At 41.5% G+C, this 20662-nt stretch carries 11 protein-coding genes; 3 read left to right on the forward strand and 8 right to left on the reverse strand.

Features of this window, described 5'->3' with window-relative positions; all coding sequences use genetic code 11:
• Positions 1-231: 231 nt before the first annotated feature.
• From AN394_RS10360 to bcsR, 8 genes are all read right to left on the reverse strand, one after another.
• Positions 232-2955 (reverse strand): metallophosphoesterase, encoded by a 2724-nt coding sequence (locus AN394_RS10360; RefSeq protein ID WP_055021459.1) that lies wholly within the window; start codon positions 2953-2955, stop codon positions 232-234.
• Between the two features lie 115 nt (positions 2956-3070).
• Positions 3071-4501, reverse strand: a complete 1431-nt coding sequence (locus AN394_RS10365; RefSeq protein ID WP_054561940.1) for a peptide MFS transporter — start codon at positions 4499-4501, stop codon at positions 3071-3073.
• A gap of 244 nt (positions 4502-4745) precedes the next feature.
• Entirely contained in the window at positions 4746-8558 is a 3813-nt protein-coding gene (locus AN394_RS10370) for a cellulose synthase subunit BcsC-related outer membrane protein (protein ID WP_055021460.1), read from the reverse strand.
• Positions 8549-9664 (reverse strand): cellulose synthase complex periplasmic endoglucanase BcsZ, encoded by a 1116-nt coding sequence (gene bcsZ / locus AN394_RS10375; protein WP_054561938.1) that lies wholly within the window; start codon positions 9662-9664, stop codon positions 8549-8551. Before bcsZ ends, AN394_RS10370 begins: the two co-directional genes overlap by 10 nt.
• Positions 9664-11913, reverse strand: a complete 2250-nt coding sequence (gene bcsB, locus AN394_RS10380) for a cellulose biosynthesis cyclic di-GMP-binding regulatory protein BcsB (protein WP_055021461.1) — start codon at positions 11911-11913, stop codon at positions 9664-9666. Before bcsB ends, bcsZ begins: the two co-directional genes overlap by 1 nt.
• Positions 11910-14576: a UDP-forming cellulose synthase catalytic subunit gene (gene bcsA, locus AN394_RS10385; protein ID WP_055021462.1), complete on the reverse strand. Its 2667-nt coding sequence runs from the start codon at positions 14574-14576 to the stop codon at positions 11910-11912. The genes bcsB and bcsA overlap by 4 nt, the downstream gene beginning before the upstream one ends.
• Positions 14566-15288, reverse strand: coding sequence for a cellulose biosynthesis protein BcsQ (bcsQ, locus tag AN394_RS10390; protein WP_054561935.1), 723 nt, complete (start codon positions 15286-15288; stop codon positions 14566-14568). Before bcsQ ends, bcsA begins: the two co-directional genes overlap by 11 nt.
• Positions 15289-15298: 10 nt before the next feature.
• Complete coding sequence (bcsR, locus tag AN394_RS10395) at positions 15299-15511, reverse strand: BcsR/BcsP family cellulose biosynthesis protein (RefSeq protein WP_055021463.1); 213 nt, start codon at positions 15509-15511, stop codon at positions 15299-15301.
• A gap of 121 nt (positions 15512-15632) precedes the next feature.
• Between bcsR and bcsE the strand changes: the two genes are divergently transcribed.
• The 3 genes from bcsE (at position 15633) to tyrR (ending at position 20659) form a co-directional block, all read left to right on the forward strand.
• Entirely contained in the window at positions 15633-17258 is a 1626-nt protein-coding gene (gene bcsE / locus AN394_RS10400) for a cellulose biosynthesis protein BcsE (RefSeq protein WP_055021464.1), read from the forward strand.
• Between the two features lie 169 nt (positions 17259-17427).
• Positions 17428-19008 carry a cellulose biosynthesis protein BcsG gene (gene bcsG, locus AN394_RS10405; RefSeq protein ID WP_055021465.1) on the forward strand — a complete coding sequence of 527 codons (1581 nt, stop codon included), beginning with the start codon at positions 17428-17430 and terminating at the stop codon, positions 19006-19008.
• 94 nt (positions 19009-19102) lie between these two features.
• Positions 19103-20659: a transcriptional regulator TyrR gene (tyrR, locus tag AN394_RS10410; RefSeq protein ID WP_054561931.1), complete on the forward strand. Its 1557-nt coding sequence runs from the start codon at positions 19103-19105 to the stop codon at positions 20657-20659.
• Positions 20660-20662 lie beyond the last annotated feature (3 nt).

The raw sequence follows: 20662 nt of genomic DNA on the forward strand, positions 1-20662 counted from the left end.
AAGGGGAAGATCCACGCACTATTTAGCCAAAGCCCCTTTTGTAAATTAAATGGGACAATGATTTTAATTTCAGCAATTGCAGTTTCAAAGGCAATGAGTAAGCCACTAGGTTGACTAATATTTACTATTCTATTTTGTGGTTATCTATATGTATTTGAAGGTAAATTTAAGTATTTATCAGGCAATAAAAAAGGCCTGAAATGGCCTTTTTTATTAAGTTGATTGTATAGCTTAGTTTACAGTTTGGCGCGCTTTGTTAAAAAACTTGCTGCGTTGTTGTAACCAAGGGTTATTCATAATTTGTGGCGCAGCTTGATAATGGCGCTCAACCACTTGGTTTAAGGTACGGGTTGATTGCGTAAAATTAAGTTGCTGCTGTGCAGCACCCATATTGGCAATCTCGGCATCAGTCATCGCACGACCAGCAAATAACAAGGCGTTTAAGTAACCCGGCTTAGTTTCGTAGTCATTATCGGTTAAAAGTAAGGCCGCACCGTTGATTGCCCAGCGCTCATTGATTTCACCTTCATCTTTAATACCAATCAGCTCGCCATCAAGATAAATTTTTAGTGCCCCGTTGTTTGGAGCAGCATAAAACACAAAAGCAATACGGTGCCAGCTGTTTGCTGTAAGCTCGCCAAAGTAACCACTGTCACTGGTGGCAATACCGATGGCGTTATCTCGGCTAACGTAAAGGTCTGCGTCATCACTGTTAGTGATATCGCTTTGTAGTAATGAGCGCCACTCATTGGTGCTTTGTTCTGGCCACATAATATCCATCACTAAGGTGTAATCAGCGATAAGCCCTTCAGTTTGGTAATCACCGTTTGCAGCACTATTAGCCGTTAAGGTTAAGCCTTGCGTTGGGCTATGGCGAGCAAAGGCGAGCACGCCTGAAGCACCGTTTGCTAAATCAGCTATTTCAAGCTCACTGGTGGTGGCAAATTGGCTATCTTCTGGCCCCCAATTTTTGTCTTCAGGGTCATAAAAGCTGAGTGTTGCAGGGCCAAAGTCACTGCTAAAGCCTTGCTCAGGGTTGTTAAAATTCCATACTGTGACCGCATCATCTGCTTTACACGCATTAAGCATGTTATCGGTATCGATATATAAACATTGGCTGGTGCGTGCTCGCGCGTAGTTATCAAGTAGCCACCAACTTTCAGCGACCAATTGTGCTTCTAAGTTTGGCAGAGCTGGGAAGAACAACTCGCTATTTAGCGCTGGGCCTTTAAATAGAGCAACGAGGTAAGTGCTTGCATCATCAATGTTATCTGGCAGTAAAGAGACCCATTCTGGCTGGCTTTCGAGCATGCTTTTCAACTGGCTGCCAGTCACCTCAACTTGATAAATTGAATTAAAGCCCGGGGTATTCGATGGTTGGCGTTCAACCTTAAACGCGGCATGAAAATCTTCTTGGGTTAATGTACCCGGTAGCCAACGATCTTGTACTTGGCTTGCATCTAGTAACGCTGCATCAATAGCAGGGAACTGCTGCATAGTTGCTTTGGCTGTAATCGTGGTGAGTTCTTCTGCAGTGGGGTAGTTTTCTGAAACGGCAATTTCGGTGTTTGCATCTGGGGCATAGCGACCCATGATTTCATCGATAGCGGCCTTAGTGCTTTCATCTCGGCTTGTAATGCTGGTGGTTGCGACGGTATTGTAATCAACATCTGCAAGAGATTTGTCTTCAAGGTTAAAGGTTAAGGTAAGATCCGTTAGACCTTGTGCAAAAAAGTTTGGCTGAATAACAATACTGCCGTTATCTAAGGTTTGATAACTTTCACCGCCATGGGTATGCCCACCAAGCACTAAATCAATTCCCGTAACATTTTGTGCGATGCGGGTGTCAGTGCCTTCACCTAAGTGACTGACCATGACCATATAATCAACATCTTGACGGTATTGGTTAACAAGCTGCTCAGCCACTTCTTGCCACTGCCAATTCATTTTGAAATTAGCGATAAAATCAGGAATTGGCTCGTCTTCAACTGGTTCATCGAGTTCATTCCAAGGCACTGAAGTCATGCCAAAAAAGCCGATACGTAGGCAACCTACTTGGACAACCGAAAAATCAACACCGGCAAACGGCGTATCATCGCTACCATCATATTCGGTGTTACTTGAAAGCACGATGGCATTATCGTCATCGGCAAAGTCCAACAGTTGCTCAGGTCCCCATGCATAGTCGTGGTTACCAATCACACGTACGTCAAAGGCCATGGCTTTTATTGCTTCGACTGTGGCTAAACCTTGTGATGTTTGTTCTGCTACGGTGCCCTTTTCATAATCGTCACCGCCATTGGTGAATAAGGTGTTAGGGTTTTCAAGTTTAGCTTTGTCGTAGTAACTTCGAATACGGCTGAATAACTGCTCTTTAAAGCCAAAGCGCGCGTGTAAGTCAGCAACATGAATAAAGCGTACTGTTTGGTTACTGGCAGTGTCATTACATTGCTCGCCAATGGTTTTACTGGCTGCAGGAACGGTGCGAGACATTAAAGCAAAGCTACCAAATTCTGTAATAGCACTGACTGCAAATCCATCATTGCTTTGTTCTGTACTGAGAGTTTGCCATTGCTCATCGACTAACTGCACTATGCTAAAAGCAAGGTTGGTTTGTTCATCTGGTAATTTGATCGCTAAACTTAATGGCTCAGCAAATATCAGGTTATTAGGGCGAAAGGTATGAATACTCGAGACAATACCTTGCTCTATATCCGTGCTTGAAGCGCTCGTCTCAGTGTAAGTAAATGTGGTGTCTGTTGTGACTGTGTTACTTATTGCATTAAGTGTGACATCGCCCTGTGCAAATTCAGCCGATAAGCCATTTTCGACAGAAATAATCAAACCAGACTGATCAGGAGCTGTTGCGACTTCTTTTGTTGTTTTATCGCCACCGCATGCTGTTAGTAATAAGCTGGTCAGAATAATAACCAGTAGTTGAGTGTTAGAGCGCACTTACTCAGTTCCTTTGCAAACCAAATTAATATCAGAATATAGTATCAGTTTTAAGGACACTGAGGGAATAGGGGAGAGAGAAATTCCCCGCAGCGGGTGCTACGGGGAATAAGTATTATTGTTTTTCAGCTGTCACTTCTAGCTCTTCAGCTAGGATGTGCTCAGTAGTTTGTGGCTCGTGTTGACCTTCAGCACCGTGCATCCAAGCAACTAGTTTGTCACTTAGTAAGTACATGATCACAGCAGAAAGAACCGCTGTTGCGCCTAAACCAATGAAGATACCCATCGCGTTGTCTAACGCTTCTTCACCTTCACCTAGGAATGAACCTACGAAACCTGCAATCTTGTTTGCAACCGCTGTACATAGGAACCAAATACCCATAAGCATTGAAGCTAAACGTAGAGGTGCAAGTTTACTTACCATAGATAGGCCAATTGGAGATAAACATAACTCACCTAGGGTGTGGAATAAGTAGAATAAAACTAACCACATCATGCTGATTTGTAGGTGCTCACCTTGACCTTGTGTCATTAGCGCTAGGATCATAGTAATGAAACCAAGTGCTAAGAAGATAAGTGCAATAGCAAACTTAACCGGTGAATTTGGTTCACGTTTATCAAGCTTTAACCAAATAATGGCAACTAAAGGTGCAAAAACAATGATGAAAATTGAGTTTAAAGATTGGAACCAAGAAGCTGGTACTTCAAAACCAAGTAACATACGGTCTGTGTAATCGTTAGCGAAAAGGTTCATTAAACCACCCGCTTGTTCAAAGCCCATCCAGAAGATGATGCTGAATACACTCATAGTAAAGATAACTTTAATACGGTCAGTTTCTACTTTAGTTAGTGGCTCTTTAGTGTTTGATTCAGACTGTGCTTGAGAAAGCTTAGCAGAAGGCACAACACCGATATCGCCTAAGTATTTGTTGCTTAATGCAAGCTGTAAAAGTACAGATAACACCATACCAACACCAGCTACGATGAAACCCCATTGCCAGCCCATTGCAGCTGCAGCATAACCCGCAACTAAAGGACCTAATGCACCACCTAGGTTGATACCCATATAGAAGATAGTGAACGCGCCATCACGACGTTGGTCACCTTCTTTGTATAGATCACCTACCATAGTTGAGATGTTTGGCTTAAATAAACCGTTACCCACACAAAGAAGTGTTAAACCAATGTAGAATACATTTTCTTCTTGGCCAGCTAAGTAGCTGTGTGGGATACCCATAGTGAAATGGCCTGCAGCCATCAATAAACCACCAAGGATAATTGCTTTACGTTGTCCTAATACGTTATCGGCTAACCAACCACCGAATAGTGGGGTGATGTATACAGCCATTGTGAAGGTACCATAAAGGCTTAATGCGTCTGCATTTGACCAACCAAAACCACCTTCTTGTACAAGCGCTACTAAGTATAAAACTAAGATGGCGCGCATGCCGTAATAACCGAATCGTTCCCACATTTCTGTGCCGAACAACAGGAATAACCCTTTAGGATGCCCTAAAAAGTCACCTGCTTTAGGTAATGAACTCATATTTACTTCCTAACTCTAAGTTTTTATTTGAGGCCTTATTGTTTTTGCTTTGGTCGTTCTATGTATTTATTTAGTGAACGGGCGGCCATGTTTTTTGATGCAGCTAAGATAATGGTTTGTTGCTCAAGTTTTGTACTTGAAGGAAAGGGACACACCCTTATCCTAGCTACAAGTGCGCTACAGTATACATAGACCTTATGGAGAGGGGAAGAACTTGCGACACTTGCCCCTTGTGATGCGACAGTTAGTAGCTTGCATAAGGTACAACAGGTTTACCCGGGAAAGCCAGTTCGCTATACACCGGATTAAAGTAATAACGAAAATACAGCTGAGCATAATTCGGCTCGTAAAAATCGGCTCTATCTAAGTTGACGTAACCACCAAAGAACCAATGAGGCGTGAATCGATACTCAAAACTTGCCCCTAAGTTATACGATAAACCATTGCTGGTATCGCCTTCAAAGTAAGGTACAACGCCCGTAACAGCTGTTTGAGCCTCTGCTTGGCCTTGCAAAATAGGGTCGTTAGGAAAAAATGCGATGTCGTCTGTCGTGGTGGTTGACCAAGATACGCCAGCGCGCAGTCGGTATACAAAATTATGACCAACTCGCTTATCAAAAATCACAGGTAATGAAGCGCCCAAGTAGTTTTGTGGACTGTAATAGCCACCATGTCCCCAGGTTTCTTCACTTAAATTATACTTATACGACCAGTGTAATAAGTTAAGGCCTAGACTTAATTCGGTGTTTCTTTCGCGAATATAACGATAATAACTGCCACCCATTAGGCTGTAGCTTTGATTATCTTTTACGTTTTTACCTTGCAAGATTTGATAGTTAGTACTGCCCCAAAAACCCCAATCTAGGCCAAGGTCATGAGATAGACTAAGTTGTAATTGCGTAGCTCTAACACCGCCCCATACTTGGTTGGTAAAGACATCTTCTAGTCCGGCGTAAGATAATACAGAGCTGGTAACCGGGCGTTTATTAAAGGTAACGCCATAACCAAAGTCGCCTAAATCACCATTGTAATTAACGCCCCACACGATATCTTCGACTAAAAAGCCAAGTGGAGTGGTCCCAACATCAATTCGCCATTGCTCGTTTTGCCAAGCAAGGCCAATATCCATACCTTGTTGCTTTGGTTTTATACTTAAAAGTGGGCAGTCAAAAATACACAGGGCTCCTTGACCATAGCGGCTACCAGCAAAGGTTTCATCAAAGCGGGTTTCTTGGCTCGATATTGTCATTGGGTCTAATTTCACAATCCCAGTGCCACCCCATAGCGGGAAACCTGCTTCAATAGGCGTTGCACCAGCGCCCAGTGTGGACTCATTTTGTGTGCTGGTTTGGCTACTTAAGTTGATTGCAGCAGTGATATACGCTTGCTCATCGCGCTCAATACCTTGCAATTGACGCTTGGCATTATTGACATACCAAGCTTCATTTTCATCAAGGGCATACAGTTCATAGTTCTGCTCATCGCTTAAGGTGCTCGTTGCCGTATCTGGATCAACTGCAGCGCGGTACCAGCTTTGAGCAAGCGTAGTTTGTTGCTTAGCTTGCGCAACCGCTGCTGCTTGATAATAAAGCTCTTGGTTGTTGTTTGATTTAGCTAGCAATTGCTCAGCTAGATTTATCGCACTTTGTGTATCTTCAAATTGTTCAAGGGCTGCCATTAATTGCTGCTGACGATAGCTTTGCTCACTTGAAAGCTGATTAATTTGCCCAGCAATGATGCGATCTGCTAAACCATCTCTTTGTTGCTGACGAGCAAGTGTCGCAATAGCTAAAGCAGTATCCGTTGACACAGTTTGTCCTTTTGCAACGTGCTGCTCAAAGCGGATAATGGCCTGATTACTATTGCCTTGCTCGATATGAGCATTGATCAGCGCCTCTGACAGTTCTGGGTTATCAGGGTAACGTGTTGCAAGCTCTGAGAGCTTAGCAACTCGTTGGTTACTATCACTAAAGCGATTAACGTAATTAACTTGTAGTGCTAACCATTGTGATTGCTCTGCATCGGTTGCGTTACTCGGCAGTTGATAGTCTGCAAACCAGCTATCAGCAGCGTTTTTATCGTTGCTTTCAATTAGCCAATTTGCATATGTCATGTGCCAATATGGGCTCAAACTTGGGTCACGAGTAAGAGCTTTTTTCAGTTGCCTTATTGCATACTGCTGCTCATTAATTTGTTGCCATTGACTGGCAAGCTCAGCTTGCATTAAAGGTGTTAATGGCTGTGCTTCTAACTCGGTGAGCTTATAAATCACCGTGGCTTTATTCGTGGCTGTATTGTTGGCAGAGAGCCTTTCTAGTTTGGTATTAATACTTAGCTGCTCTGTAAGCACATTAATTTGTTCAGTGCGCGCGTTATTAGGAATGTAATCTAAGGTTGCCAGTGCTCCTTGGTAATCGTTCAACGAACGTAAAAATAGTGCATGGCTATAACGCAAATCTGCATCTAGCGGAAATTGCCACAAGGTTTTTTTATACAGAGCTTTGGCATGATCAACTAAACCTTGTTGTTGATATAAATTTGCAAGGTCGTAGTAAAGCCAGCTTTGACGTGGGCTTTGTTTGATTGCCATAAGTAGCACATCAACTGCTTCATCTAGCTTACCTTCAGCAGTAAGCTCATCAGCGCGGGTTCTCAGTTGCTGTGTTTGTAATAGGGTATAATCTTCAGCAATTAATGCCTGTTGCTGACGAGTTAAGCCATTATAAAAACGATGACTACGAGCATAATTACCATCTGAGGCGGTCAATTCAAGCATGGCACGCAAAGTAGGCTGTTGCAGAGGGTCGTCTTTTAGCACTTGCTTATAAAGGTTCATTGCGTTTTGCAGTTGGCCTGCTTGTTTGGCAAGTTCAGCACGGTAAAACAATACCGTATTAGGGTCTTCATTTAAGGTGTCAGCTAAATCCAGCTTAAGCGCAGCCTGTTTGAGTTCATTGCTACTAATGGCTGATTTAGCTTCATCTATGTATTGCCAAAAACGAGCAGTATTGGCGAGGCCTTTTAAAACTGTTATACGGTTTGCATCTATGCTGTATTTTTGAGCTTTTTTAAAGTACTGGTAAGCATTGGCATTACGACCTTGCCTTAAGTTCAATAAACCTAAGCTATTGTATATTTCAGGATCTTGAGGACGACCTCGCAGTGCTTTATTAAAAAGCTTTTCTGCTGTATCAAAGTGGCGTTTTTCAAGTTCGACACTTCCCATAAGCCATGTCTGATACGCAGGGTCTGCTTGCTTTTTTTGCTCCGCTAAATGCGCTTTTTTAAAGTCACTAAATTGTAGCTGACCTTTACTGCTTTTAGGGTAGGCTGCAAAGTAACGCTGATATTCGCGCTCAGTTTGTTTATTAAGCGGCATATCCTCAAGGGCTGCAAGCCACGCAAACTCAGCTTCAACACCATATTGGTTACTGTGTGCATAATGGCTCAGTAATTCTATGGCTTCTTTGTTTGTTGGGTTTTGTTTTAACAGATGTCTTGCGTAGGCAAGCTCAAAACGGCCACTATTTGGGTAGCGTTTTAGTAAAGAACGATAACCGCGCAGTGCTTGCTGATATTGATTTGGATCTTGAGCAAGCCAGTTTATGTGCTCCAGCTCATATTCAATATTAGGGTAGGCGGATTTAAATAGCCGATTGTAGATTTTTACCGCGTCACTGTATTGTCCGGCCCTGGCACGAAGCCTGGCTTGTTGAACCGCTTCTTTGTCTTGGTTATTGACGCGTGCAAGTAGGGTTAAGCTTGTTACGCACGGATGTGATAGGTTACTAAGCTCTGCTAAATGCGCATTGGCTTTGTCGGTTTCTTTGAGACTATATAAAACGCGCACCTCGGCGCATTGCACTTGAGTATTTTTAGGTGCAATGCTTTGCAGCTTTTCTAAGCTGTCGCTCATCAATTGATTATCACGCTCAATTTCACCAAGTTGTACTTGGCTAATTAACCAATCAATTGATTGACTATCAAGGTCTTTGTTTATTGCTGCGGATGCACTGGAGCTTGCTAAAACTGCAGCAAGTAGCCACTTTATCGGCATTCATTGCTCCAGTTAGTTGTTAAAGCCCCGTTTTTATCAATACTAAAACGTTTGTTCAATGCGCTGTTACCAAATAAATACAACACGCTGTCGTAGTAGCGGCTGGTGGTAAAGCGGGTATCCATCATAATTTGCTGTTGTAAAGCTGTCACAGTTTGTGATGCATTATCTTCAGCAAGCAATGGCAATAAGGCGGCAACAAAACCACTTGGGGCGTTGCCTGCCGTTTTGCCTGAGACTGCATTGGTTTCTAATGGCACTTTGCCTGAAGAAACAATGCTATCAACAAAAGGTTTAAACTGCTGTGTAAGGGCATTTTTATAGGGGGCATCTTCTGCCATCATACTGGCCCAAAGGTAGACGCGGATCGCATTATAACTACCTGTAGCAGGGGCGCTTTTATCATGATAAAAGCCTTTTTCCACGCTGTAATTAACCCAATCAGGGCTCACGCCTTTTGGTGCTGTATCTATTAATAACTGCGCCGAGTTATCGTGTAATGTTTGCCAAGGCGAGTGCGGGTATAGGTGTGCAAATTGCGCAAATATAAATAGCGGTGCATAGCTTGGATTTAATTTCCAGCTACTGTCTTTTTCAAAGCCTGTTGGCCCAGGTAATAGAGTCAGACCGAGGTTTGGTATTTGCGCTGTTTCTTCACGAATGATGCGCTCAGCAAGCACTGAGCTGAGCACTGCGTAGCGTCTTTCATTCCATAAGATAGCTGCTTGCGACAGGGTATAAGCAATCCATAAATCTGAATCAGAAGCTGGATTTGAATCAAGGATTTGTCCTTGATTTTGCTTTATTCCCCATTGCCACGCTGGTAAACGGGTACTTAAATCACCTTCAGAAAGATGTACTTCAGTCCACTCAAGCAACTTATCGAAGCTGGCTTTATCATTGGCAAGTAAAGCAAAGAATAACGCATAAGATTGCCCCTCTGAGGTGGTAATACTGTAATCACTACCCAAATCAATTACGCGTCCTTCTGGTGTTATGAAATGAGTTTTAAAGTTATTCCATTGCGGCCAAGCGCTGCAGCTTAACTGAGCTAAGGCGTTGCTTGAAAAAACAAAAACGAATAGTAAAGAAGCGATAGTTTTCATTATGCCTGATCTCCTTCAGATAAACGTTTTTTGGTAAGTAGCGCGAGCACTCGCCACAACATAAATGAAATAAGTAATAGGGTTAGTAGTGATAGAATCGCTAACAATACTGGGCGGTCTGAAAAGTGGAACCAAATGAGGGTATGAATAGGCACGTGACCGACAAAATACTGTTCATCGGTTTTAATCGTTTTGATGCCTTGGCTATTGATAATGGCTGAGCTTCCCATTATTTGAGCTGTTTTATCATTATTCAGTAGAGCATCAGTGAGAAGTGCAAAAGCATTTTCATTACTGGCAATCAAAGAGACTACTGAGCGGTCTGAATCAAACGGTGACTGGAACCCGGACATCACGGCTAAACGACCAATGCTGCTTATATTTACTTTAATTTTTTCAGCACCTTTAGTGTCGTAGGCACCATTATAGATAGCTTGATCAACAATGCGTTGGTTGTTGTTGATAAGCACACTTAGGGCGCTGTCTTTGGCAAGTGAGTTTAAGAAAGAGTCAGGCTTACCAATAATAATAATGTCTTTATCGTTTAGCGCCAATTGGTTACTTGGAAATTGAATGTCTAAACGGTGCGCTGGGTAGCCTGTTATGGCACCCAAATGACCTGTGAAATTAAGCAATAAACTAATCGCGTTAACTGAGCTGTTAGCTTCCATTACAAGCGTACTTTGGTGTAAATCGGCATATTTGGTGAATGGGAAACCGCCATTTGCAAAGGCGCGTAGGTTTGGCATGGCAATATAGTGATGGAAGTCACTTACATCAATGGTAGAGCTGCCATCAATTGCACCAAATTCACCGCCTGCAGGAATGGCGCTACACTCACCGGTTTTTACGACTGCAAAATTAAAATCATAAGTCAGCTGGTTATTTGTTGTTAAATCTAACCCTGTTAGCTCAAAGTCTTGACGAGTTTTGGTTGGATTGAATTCAGATAAAAGCGGTAACAAGGTATCGGTTGTAATCGTTTTACCACCTTCGTTATCAAGAATAAAACCATCCACAAACTTACCGTTAATCAACATATTCAAACGCGACAACATGTTTTGCTCAACAGGCGTGTTGCGGTAATTCAAGGTAATAGGAATACCATTTTCACGCCAAGTGAATAAATCTGGTGCAAAACGCAAGTCTAACCGAACAGGTAGACCGCGATAGCCTTCCGATTGCAGCTGAGTTGGGTATTCAATAAATTCATCAAAGCTTACTGGGCGATCAGAACGCATCCACAGTGGCGCATCGTAGGCTTCTCGAAGCGGTAAGTTGCTAATTGCATCAATGGTTGCACTGCGACCTGTCATTACTTTATAGCCAAAGACTAAACCTACTACGGCTTCTTTCAATTGTGCTGTGTCTTTACCTAAAACAAGCAGTACTTTGGCGTAGCGCTGAGTAGGGCTGCTGATAATTTCTACAGTTGGCTTTTCAACATCAGGGTAATTCAATAAAAAATCAGGCTTGTTGTCGTTTGTTGCGAATACGACACTATGTTCTGTCGGTGTTGCATTAATTTGCACAGGGAACTGTGCTTTGCGCCATTTTGCTTGAGCGCCAAAAAAGCTTGATAGTGCAGCCGCTGCTTCGAGTGTGTTTTCATCAGGTTGTGACGCAAACACAAATGGCAAAGTGACCTTGTTGTAATCTCGCGAATCAAAAAATGGTGCAGGGAAATACTCAAGTAAGCTTTCAAGAGCAAGTGACTGACGGTCAATAGAAATACGGCTGCTTTTACTAAGCTCGGCCCATATTGTTTTACTATAGTCATCCTGACAAACCAGATCGTAAAAACCGACTAGTTCGAAGCGAATTTGGTTAAAGTCTTTAATTAGCTTAGGGTTAAGAACAATGCTGCGCTCAGAGACTGTGCCAATTGGCGTTGTCTTATCATCAATAGGTAGCACAGTGACAAGGTTTTCATTTAAGAAAATTTTCAAATGTGAGACACGGCCAATAAGTGATGGTGAGGTTGTGTATGAAAAGTCTAGAGTCAGTTTTTTCCCTAATTTATCGAGGCGGTTTGTAAAATCAACACGGGTACTATTACTCACTCCATCAAGCTTGAACTTGCTTAAACCAAGCTTTTCAAAGCTTAGCGTCATGCTTTCAATTGGTGCTTGCTCTGGGTAACCATCATCAAAAATCGCTTTATTAGAGAGAGGCTCAGCACTTATCGCCCAGCCAGATATGCCGAGTGTGCCAAAAGCTAATAACAAGGTTAAAAAAGTTTTTATCATGATGTTTTTAGTACTTTTGTTGGTTTTTTAGGTAATAGCGACGCCACAAAGTACAAGACTCTTGATGCAAACGCAATCGCGGGTCTTAATTCATTTGGGGCATGGAAAATCAAGTTCTTAAAGCCTCTTAGACTGGTATAAAAAACGTGAGAAAAGCTGTATGAAGGCTTGTCGTGTTTAAAGTTTTCTTGCCAATCAAGCCAAGCATCAGCACGTGAGAAAGTGCATTGAATAAAGGCTTTTTGTTTTTCTAAATCTAAATCCCTGAGGGTAAGACCCAGTTGTTTATCGCGGGTGTTACAAATATAAGTTGGGAATGAAAACTGCTTCAAGCCACGGCTCATGAGTAGCTCGACTTTATCATTTACACGGCAAAGGTGATTATGGTCAGTTTCAAGACCAACACCATTATTTGAGTAGTCCGTAATTTTTACTTTAATAGTACGGCCATTAGCAAGGCGAATAGCTGCAGGGAAATTTGCTTTAATGCGGTGTGAGCTGCGTACTTGTTTGGCTTCAGCGGCAACAGCCACAGCTGCACCTAAAATTATCACGTTATAGCTTGCCCACAGCATGCTAATGACGAGTACGCCTATTTGTGAACTATCGCCGAAGAGCAATCTAAACACGCCGTAGGTCATACCCAAAACGTTAACAAGCAACAAGATTATATAAGGCTTTGAAATCGTCCAATCGTAGTGATCTTGCTTGTTTAAACCGCCTTTTTCAGTCACGTTAAATTTACCCTTATTCGGGTTGATAAGCGCAACTGTCGTGGGTTTTAAAATATACCAAGCAAGTACTGACTCATAAACTTCGCCCCAAAATGAATAGCGGTATTTACCTTGAATTCGAGAGTTGGTTATTTTTACCTGTAACAGGGTTGGCACAATATAAAGAAAGATGGCAACAAACGGTGCATAGATAATTTGCGCATTAAAATAAATTAATGCCAGTGGCGCTGTTAAGAATACAATTCGCGGAATGCCTGATAAAAAGTGCAACATAGCGTTTAAATAGCACAAGCGCTGTGCGATATTTAGGCCCTTACCAAACAGCGGGTTATCTAATCGGAATATTTGTGCCATGCCGCGTGCCCAGCGAATACGTTGACCAACGTGGGCAGATAAACTATCTGTAGCTAGGCCGGCGGCTTGTGGAATATTAATATATGTTGTTTTGTAGCCAGCGCGCTGCATTCTTAGCGCGGTGTGGGCATCTTCAGTGACGGTTTCTACGGCAAAACCACCGATTTCTTCAAGGGCACTGCGCCTTAAAACAGCACACGAACCACAAAAGAAGGTCGCATCCCACATATCATTGCCATCTTGAATTAAGCCATAGAACAACATATTTTCATTTGGGATTTTACGATGGTTTTTGAGGTTGCGCTCAAATGGATCGGCAGAAAAAAAGTGGTGAGGTGTTTGTACTAAACACACTTTACTGTCATTGATGAATTGTCCCATTGTCATTTGTAAGAATGAGCGAGCAGGGATATGGTCACAGTCAAAAATAGCAATGTAGTCGCCATTAGTTACTTTCATCGCATGGTTCATGTTACCGGCTTTGGCATGTTTGTTATCAGGGCGAGTTAAATAACCAACACCAATTTGCTTTGCGAATTCGGCAAATTCAGGGCGCTTACCATCATCTAAAATATAAATGTTAAGCTTATCTGCAGGCCAGTCAATACTTTGCGCGGCGATTGTTGTTGGCTTCACAACATCAAGCGGCTCATTATAAGTAGGAATATAAATATCAACTGTTGGCCAGTTTGTTGTATCTTTATCTAAAGCGATCGGTTTACGGTTTAATGGATTAATGGTTTGGAAAAAGCCTAATATTAGTACTAACCAAGCGTAACTTTCAGCAAGCAGCAAACCAATCCCTAGGGTAAGGGCTAAAGGGTCACCCCAGTTAAGAGTGTCAGTGTAGCGCCACCATAGATAACGTGTAGAGGTTGTAACAGAAAGGGTGATCATCACAATAGTGGCCATTTTCCCTTCAACCCGCCTTAGAGAATAAGCAACAACCAAAATTAAACTAATGAACACTGCTTGCGCTTCAATACTAAATGGCACGGTTACAAATATAGCCACCGCAAAAATAATGAGAGTGAAAAAAGCGACCTTTAAGGTGCTGTTTCTCCAAAGTGGAGAGCGACTCACTGCTTTATATGATTTAGTTTTTGTTTGCTTTCTAGCAACTAACCAAAACCCTTTAAAAGAGCGTACTAGTTTACTGTCTGCCAGTCTCAATAAGCGAGCTGATCGCGTGATTTTACGCCAAGATTTACGCTGCTCAACGGCGATATGTTGCTGTGAGGTTGTGGTGGTATTGAATAGCGCAAGGTACACACTTTGCAATGCAATCCGAATGCAATTGCTTGGTGTAAGTACTGGTTGAGAAACATGAGGATACAAGCGTTTAAGTTTAAGCTTTAACTCACGTTTTTTATTGTTTTCTAATTTAATAAACAATGACAAAAAAAGCACAAAAAAGGGGAGTAAAATCGCTCCCAATAGGCTCATTTTGTGTTGGTTGTAATAACTATAAAATTTTATAAATACGAAGCGCACAAGTTGCTTCGTTAAAAACAACCCTAAAATACCTTTAAGTAGTCGGTGTGTGATACCGAGTGAATGGATGCTATTGGTCATTCTGACTCGCGCGGCTTACAAGCCAACCGGCTAGCGTTTCAAAGTCATCATTAGCAACGCTGTATGGAGCACAGTTAATCGCCACATTTCTAAATGCAGTTGCTTCTTTGATGACTTCATCTTTATTGATATATAAAGGTGCGATTAATGGTAATTCAGTCTGCCAAAGCTGCAATAAATCTGATTCAATCTCAGAGGCTGAATTATATTTATTGGTTAAAAAATAATGCTGCCAAGATGATTCAGCCTGCTTTAGAGTGTTTAAACGTTTGAAAGCAAAACTGTGACAAATAGCATCACAATTAATAATCTCAAGGAAAATATCGTCTTCATTTAGTGAATAGCGGTGCACATCAACATGGGCTGGGCAGTCAAATAAAAACCAGCTGTCATCGCTGTCATTAAGCTGCTGACAACTCTCAATAATGCTTGAAAAGTCTAACCCTAAGTTCGAACGGCTGCCATAGGGTAAAAACTTTACGCCGTCGTTATCTTGGTGAAACTGCTCACATGCAGAGGCAAAGTTTGGGTAATCACTCCAGCCTAGCTGATGCTCCCAAGCAAGACCAAGGTGTAGGCCTAAGTCGCCTTTTGGATCTAAATCGATGGCATACACAGGCACATTTGATTTTCTCAAAGCACAAGCAAGGTTGGCCACAATAGATGTTGTACCAGTGCCACCTTTAATTCCTTTTAAAAAAATTCGCTTCATTTATGATTCTTTATTGCGTTTTTGTTAATTTTTTCGTGCTCTGTGTTTGTGTTGTTGCTAATGCGATATCGTTAAGCAAAGGGTACTTTTCAATCGTTTTGCGATTTTTTTCAACATCAACAATTTCAACATAATCCGTTTCCTTGCCGCCAAATTGGCGTAACAGCTTTTCAATATCGTATTGAGTTAAGGTATGTGAATTTTTTACTGCAAAGTCATTCATCTAAAAAACCGTTATGAGAAAAATTAGCTTAAAAATGTTCACGATCCATGGACATAATCTGCATTATATATAGAATAGCGTTTAAAACTAGTACTAAAGTATCTTTTTTAAGGGTTTGTTGGTGCCTCATTTAAATATTACAGGACTAAACGGAGCTTTCTCTGAGCTAAAGCGAGGCGCAAACTATGCTTTACTTGCCCCGCTAGATAATCAGCTATTAGAGTTAACAAGGCATCTTTTAACCAATCATAAAGACTCGGTTTTTTTGCTTTCTGAACAAGTCGAATTATTTTTCGAAGGAGAGGGAAGCGAGTTATTATTTACCTTGTTCGAACAAGGGGTACTACGTCCTTTCTATTTACATCATAATGAGAATGTATCAAAAAGTTTGCATTTTTCCCGTGGTGTTATTAACGAAATAAAACAGTATGAGCAACTGAAAAACAGCACGGTTATCGTGCATGTCGATTCAGAACATTTAGTCTCTTTGAACGAACAGCAGCTTGGTGAAAAACTCAAGCTCTATGTTGCTTTGTCACAATCAAAAAATGTCACTTTAATGTTTTTAATGTCAGGTGCTTATGTCAGTGAATTGAGACGTCAGTTATTAGCCTTAAACCGTTTCTTTGATGGCCTTATTTATATAACTCAAGAGGCATCAATTCGCACTCTTGAGTATGATTATTGGTGTCATAAAGAAGGAGTTATCGCTGGGCGTTCGGTTAATTTACAGCTTCATGATGGTCAACTTGCATTAGTTGAGGTAGAGCAAGAGGCTGATGATAAGTCGCAAGCAACGGAGCAAGACTTTGATGAAGACGAGGTATGGCTAACTCGCAGTGCTGTACCTGAGGGTACAAAGCTACCCGTGTTTTATAAAATAATTGATGATAATGATGCTCTTTTTTCTAAAGGGCTTACCAAAAAATCAGCGACGTTAGTTTTTGCAGTTACCCGATACACTGATTTAAAAGCGTTAGCCAAAGATTGCTTCTCTCTTCGAAAGAAATGTGGTCGCCGACTGAAATTAGTAATTCAAAATGTTGATGGCATTATTCGTCATCAGGACGAGTGCTTATTTTTAACTTTAGGGGTTAATCTTATTTTATATAGTTATTCTGAGCCTTCGCGTTTACTGTCACAAATTCAGTCAATTCAAGGGTTTCAGTTTACAAGGCCACTACCGAAATCTATTGATGATGTTCTAAAATACAGTGAAAATGTATTGGCTAAAGGTTATTTGCCTCCAGATAAGTTCGTACAGCAGGTTGCTAAACATAGTGACTCAGCTGCCAATCTGGGTGTAAGTGGCGTGCTTGTTATGTTGCAGCTTTTACCGCGTATTGATGCCATACATCCATTACATTTATTTCATGTAAAACGTGAAGGGGATATTTTTAGTTTTGCTGATGGCACGGTTTACCTTTATCTACATGCTTGTCGAGAGCACGATGTGGAAAGTGCGATTAAACACTTATTTAAATTACAGATAAGCGACTTTTTTATGTCAAAAAATGTCATTGCTGATCATTTTTATATTCAGCAAGAATGTCGCCGTATGCAACGTCATTTTGCTAATACTGAAATAACCGACTTTACCCAACAATTACAAGAAAACGTCAGTTACATTTTTGATACAAAAATAGCAGACATTGCAAATTTAAATACAGAGACACCGGAATTTAAAAAAGTGATTCGACCTATATCTGAGCCAATTAAAGTGACCTTAAAAGGTGAGCTATCATGAGCTTAAACCAGTTTTTTATTACTTTTATCATCGCAATGTTAATCGGCATTTTGCTAAGTAATACAGGTAAGGTATTGTTTAATAAAGTAGTCGTGCTCTACCGAAAACTAACATTTAGGCATGTATTATTAACGCCCTATACGCCAAAACGACACAAGAAGGATAACAAGTGAGGCTTTCAGGATTAGGTATTTGGAATTTATACTTTCTAGTTAAGTTTGTTCTGTATAGCCGAGGTGATATTTCTTTTGATTTATTTGCAAACTTAGCATTTTTTGCTTTTCTAGCTATCTCTTTTCAACATGTTTGGTTATCTCGTATCAAACACGCTATGAGTGTGGTGGTAGGAGTGGCCTTGTTGTATCACGACTCGTGGTTGCCCCCGATTTCCAGGCTCACCAAGCAAGCTGGCAATGTACAAGACTTTAGCATCGGCTACTTTTTTGAGATCACAGCGCGCGTTGTTAGCCTCGATATGATTTTTGCGCTCTTTGCTTTAGTGGTTTTTTATTGGTTTACTGTGAAGTGGTTGCGTTACACCAGTATTTCAATAATTGGCTTTATGTATGCGTTTTGGTTAGGTGGGGCTGTTACGAGTGATGAGGTTACAACTCAAGTTGCTAGCAATAACCAAACTACAAAAAAACAAGTACCCGTTTTAGTTTCTGATACAGCAAAACAAAAGACACCGGATCAACAGTTACAAGACTTTTACCAGCAACAGAATTTACTACAAAGCCAGTTTCCTGACGTATTTAATGGCCAGCCATTTGATGTTGTTGTGCTAAATATTTGCTCTTTAGCGACGGCTGATTTAAATGCAATTGGTGTTGAGCCACGAAACTTATTTGCTGATTTTGATATTTTGTTTAGCCAATTTAACTCAGCAACGTCGTACAGTGGCCCTGCGGCAATTCGTTTATTACGAGCAAGTTGCGGGCAAACAAGTCAAGAGCAACTATTTAAACCTGTTGATGAGCAATGTCAGCTATTCACTAACCTTGCTGAGCTTGGCTATAAAACCAGTGTGGCTCTTAACCACGATGGACATTTTGATGACTTTATTGGTTTGATCAGACAATACGGTGGTGTTTCTGTGCCAAAACTGGATTTTAGCCAATTTAGTGCTGCGCAGTATGGTTTCGATGGCAAACCGATTTATTCTGATGCGGATATACTCACTAATTGGTTGAAAAAGCAAGGTTCGAGTGAGCAGCCTAGGGCTCTTTACTACAACACCATTAGCTTACACGATGGCAATCAACTTGCTGGTCGTGAACGTATGAATAGCTTTGAAAGCTATCCGCTTAGACAACAGCGCTTATTTAATGACATCGATAAGTTTATAACTGAGTTAAAAGCACAAGGTCGAAACGTAATGCTGGTGGTTGTGCCTGAGCATGGGGCTGCCTTACAGGGTGATAAACTACAATTCTCTGGTTTGCGCGAAATTCCGAGCCCTTCAATAGTTTCAGTGCCAACAGCGGTTAAATTCATCGGTCCTGATATAAAGCATGATGGGCTGAATGTCGTTGATGAAACAATGAGTTATTTTTCACTATCAGAGTTAATCAATAATACGATGAAGTTAGATTTGTTCACAGGGTCGGTACCCATTAACCGAGTGCTTGATAATTTACCAACTTCAGCCAAGGTCGCCGAGAATGAGGATACGGTAATGATGTATATAAAAGGGCAGCCTTACATCCAATTAGATGGTGGAGAATGGACCAAGTACCCGACTAATTAAGTTATTTGTCCAAAATTGTTTACAATAGACTACCCAGCTGCAGGGAGTTAGCGTATTATTCTCATACTATAGGTTCCCGTTTTTTGAGGATGTAATGCGTTTAGATATCCACTGTGCTGACCGAATTGGTATCGCACAAGAGATTCTCAATATCTTGGTTAGTTACCAAGTTGATTTAAAAGGCATCGAGGTAGATTCGGTTAATTGTCGAATGTACGTGAGCTTTCCGCCTATTGAGTTTGAACAATTCCAAAAAATTATGCCATCTATCCGTTTGATAGATGGCGTGAAAGACGTTCGTACAACTGCATTTTTACCTTCTGAGCGAGAGCATAATGAGTTAAATACATTACTACGTGCATTGCCAGACGGTGTGATATCTATTGACGCTAAAGGCTGGGTGCGTTTATGTAATGATGCCGCGTGTCGCGACTTGCAATTATCTGAAAGCGAAGTGATTGGCGCTAACATTAATAATTTGCTTAAAGGCTTTAATTTTACGCGTTGGTTAGAAGGCAAAGAAGTACTTGGTCAAACAACCCGAGTTGAAGTAGCTGGCGAAGACTTTATTGCCGATATTCTACCTATTTCAGTCCCCCAAGGTGCTGAAGGGGATGTGTTAGCCGGTGCAGTTATCAATATCAAATCACAAAGTCGCTTAGGCCAACAAGTCAGTGCGTTCCGTCGTTATGGCCAAGAAAGTTTTGCAACCATACATAACTTTAGTACTGCAATGCGCCGTGTGGTTCGTGAAGCGCGTAAAATGGCACAACTTGAAGCGCCAATCCTGATTACTGGTGAAACAGGTACAGGTAAAGAGCTACTTGCTCGTGCTTGTCATTACGCATCAAACCGCTCAGTAAAACCGTTTATCGCTTTGTCGTGTGCTTCGTTGCCTGATGATGTCGCTGAGTCTGAACTATTTGGTTACGCAGGCTATGAAGAAAACGCGGCACCAAAACGCGGCGTTTTAGAGCAAGCTGATGGTGGCACAGTGTTTTTAGATGAAGTTGGTGAAATGTCGACTCAGCTACAAACTAAGCTACTACGTTTTTTACAAGACGGTACCTTCCGAAAAGTCGGTGATGAAAACGAAGTAAAAGTAAATGTGCGTATTGTTGCCGCAACACAAAAAGATTTACCAGCGATGGTGCAAGAGGGAACATTTAGAGAAGATCTCTATTACCGAATTAATGTTTTGACTTTAGAAATAGCCCCATTACGTGATAGAAAAGCAGATATCGGCCCGCTAGCAGAGCACTTTATTCAAAAGTATGCCCAGCAAAATGGTCATTCTGTGCCTGTGATGTCTGAGGATTGTTTACGCTTTTTACAAGATTACCCATGGCCGGGTAACGTGCGCCAATTAGAAAATGCGATTTATCGTGCGGTATCCTTGCTAGATGATAACGAACTGCGTATTGAGCACCTGCAGTTACCAACATTTACTCATGATTTAGGTTATCTTGAGTCTGACTTTGAAGGAACCTTAGACCAAGCGGTAAAACGTTTTGAGGCGACATTACTTCGCAAGCTTTACCCCGCTTATCCAAGCTCTCGCCAGCTCGCTAAGCGATTAGGTTTGAGTCACACTGCAGTAGCAAATAAGCTGCGCGATTATGGGATTAACCGTAAGACAGTGAAGGTTTAATTA

The organism is Pseudoalteromonas sp. P1-26, from assembly GCF_001401795.1.
Lineage (GTDB): Bacteria > Pseudomonadota > Gammaproteobacteria > Enterobacterales > Alteromonadaceae > Pseudoalteromonas.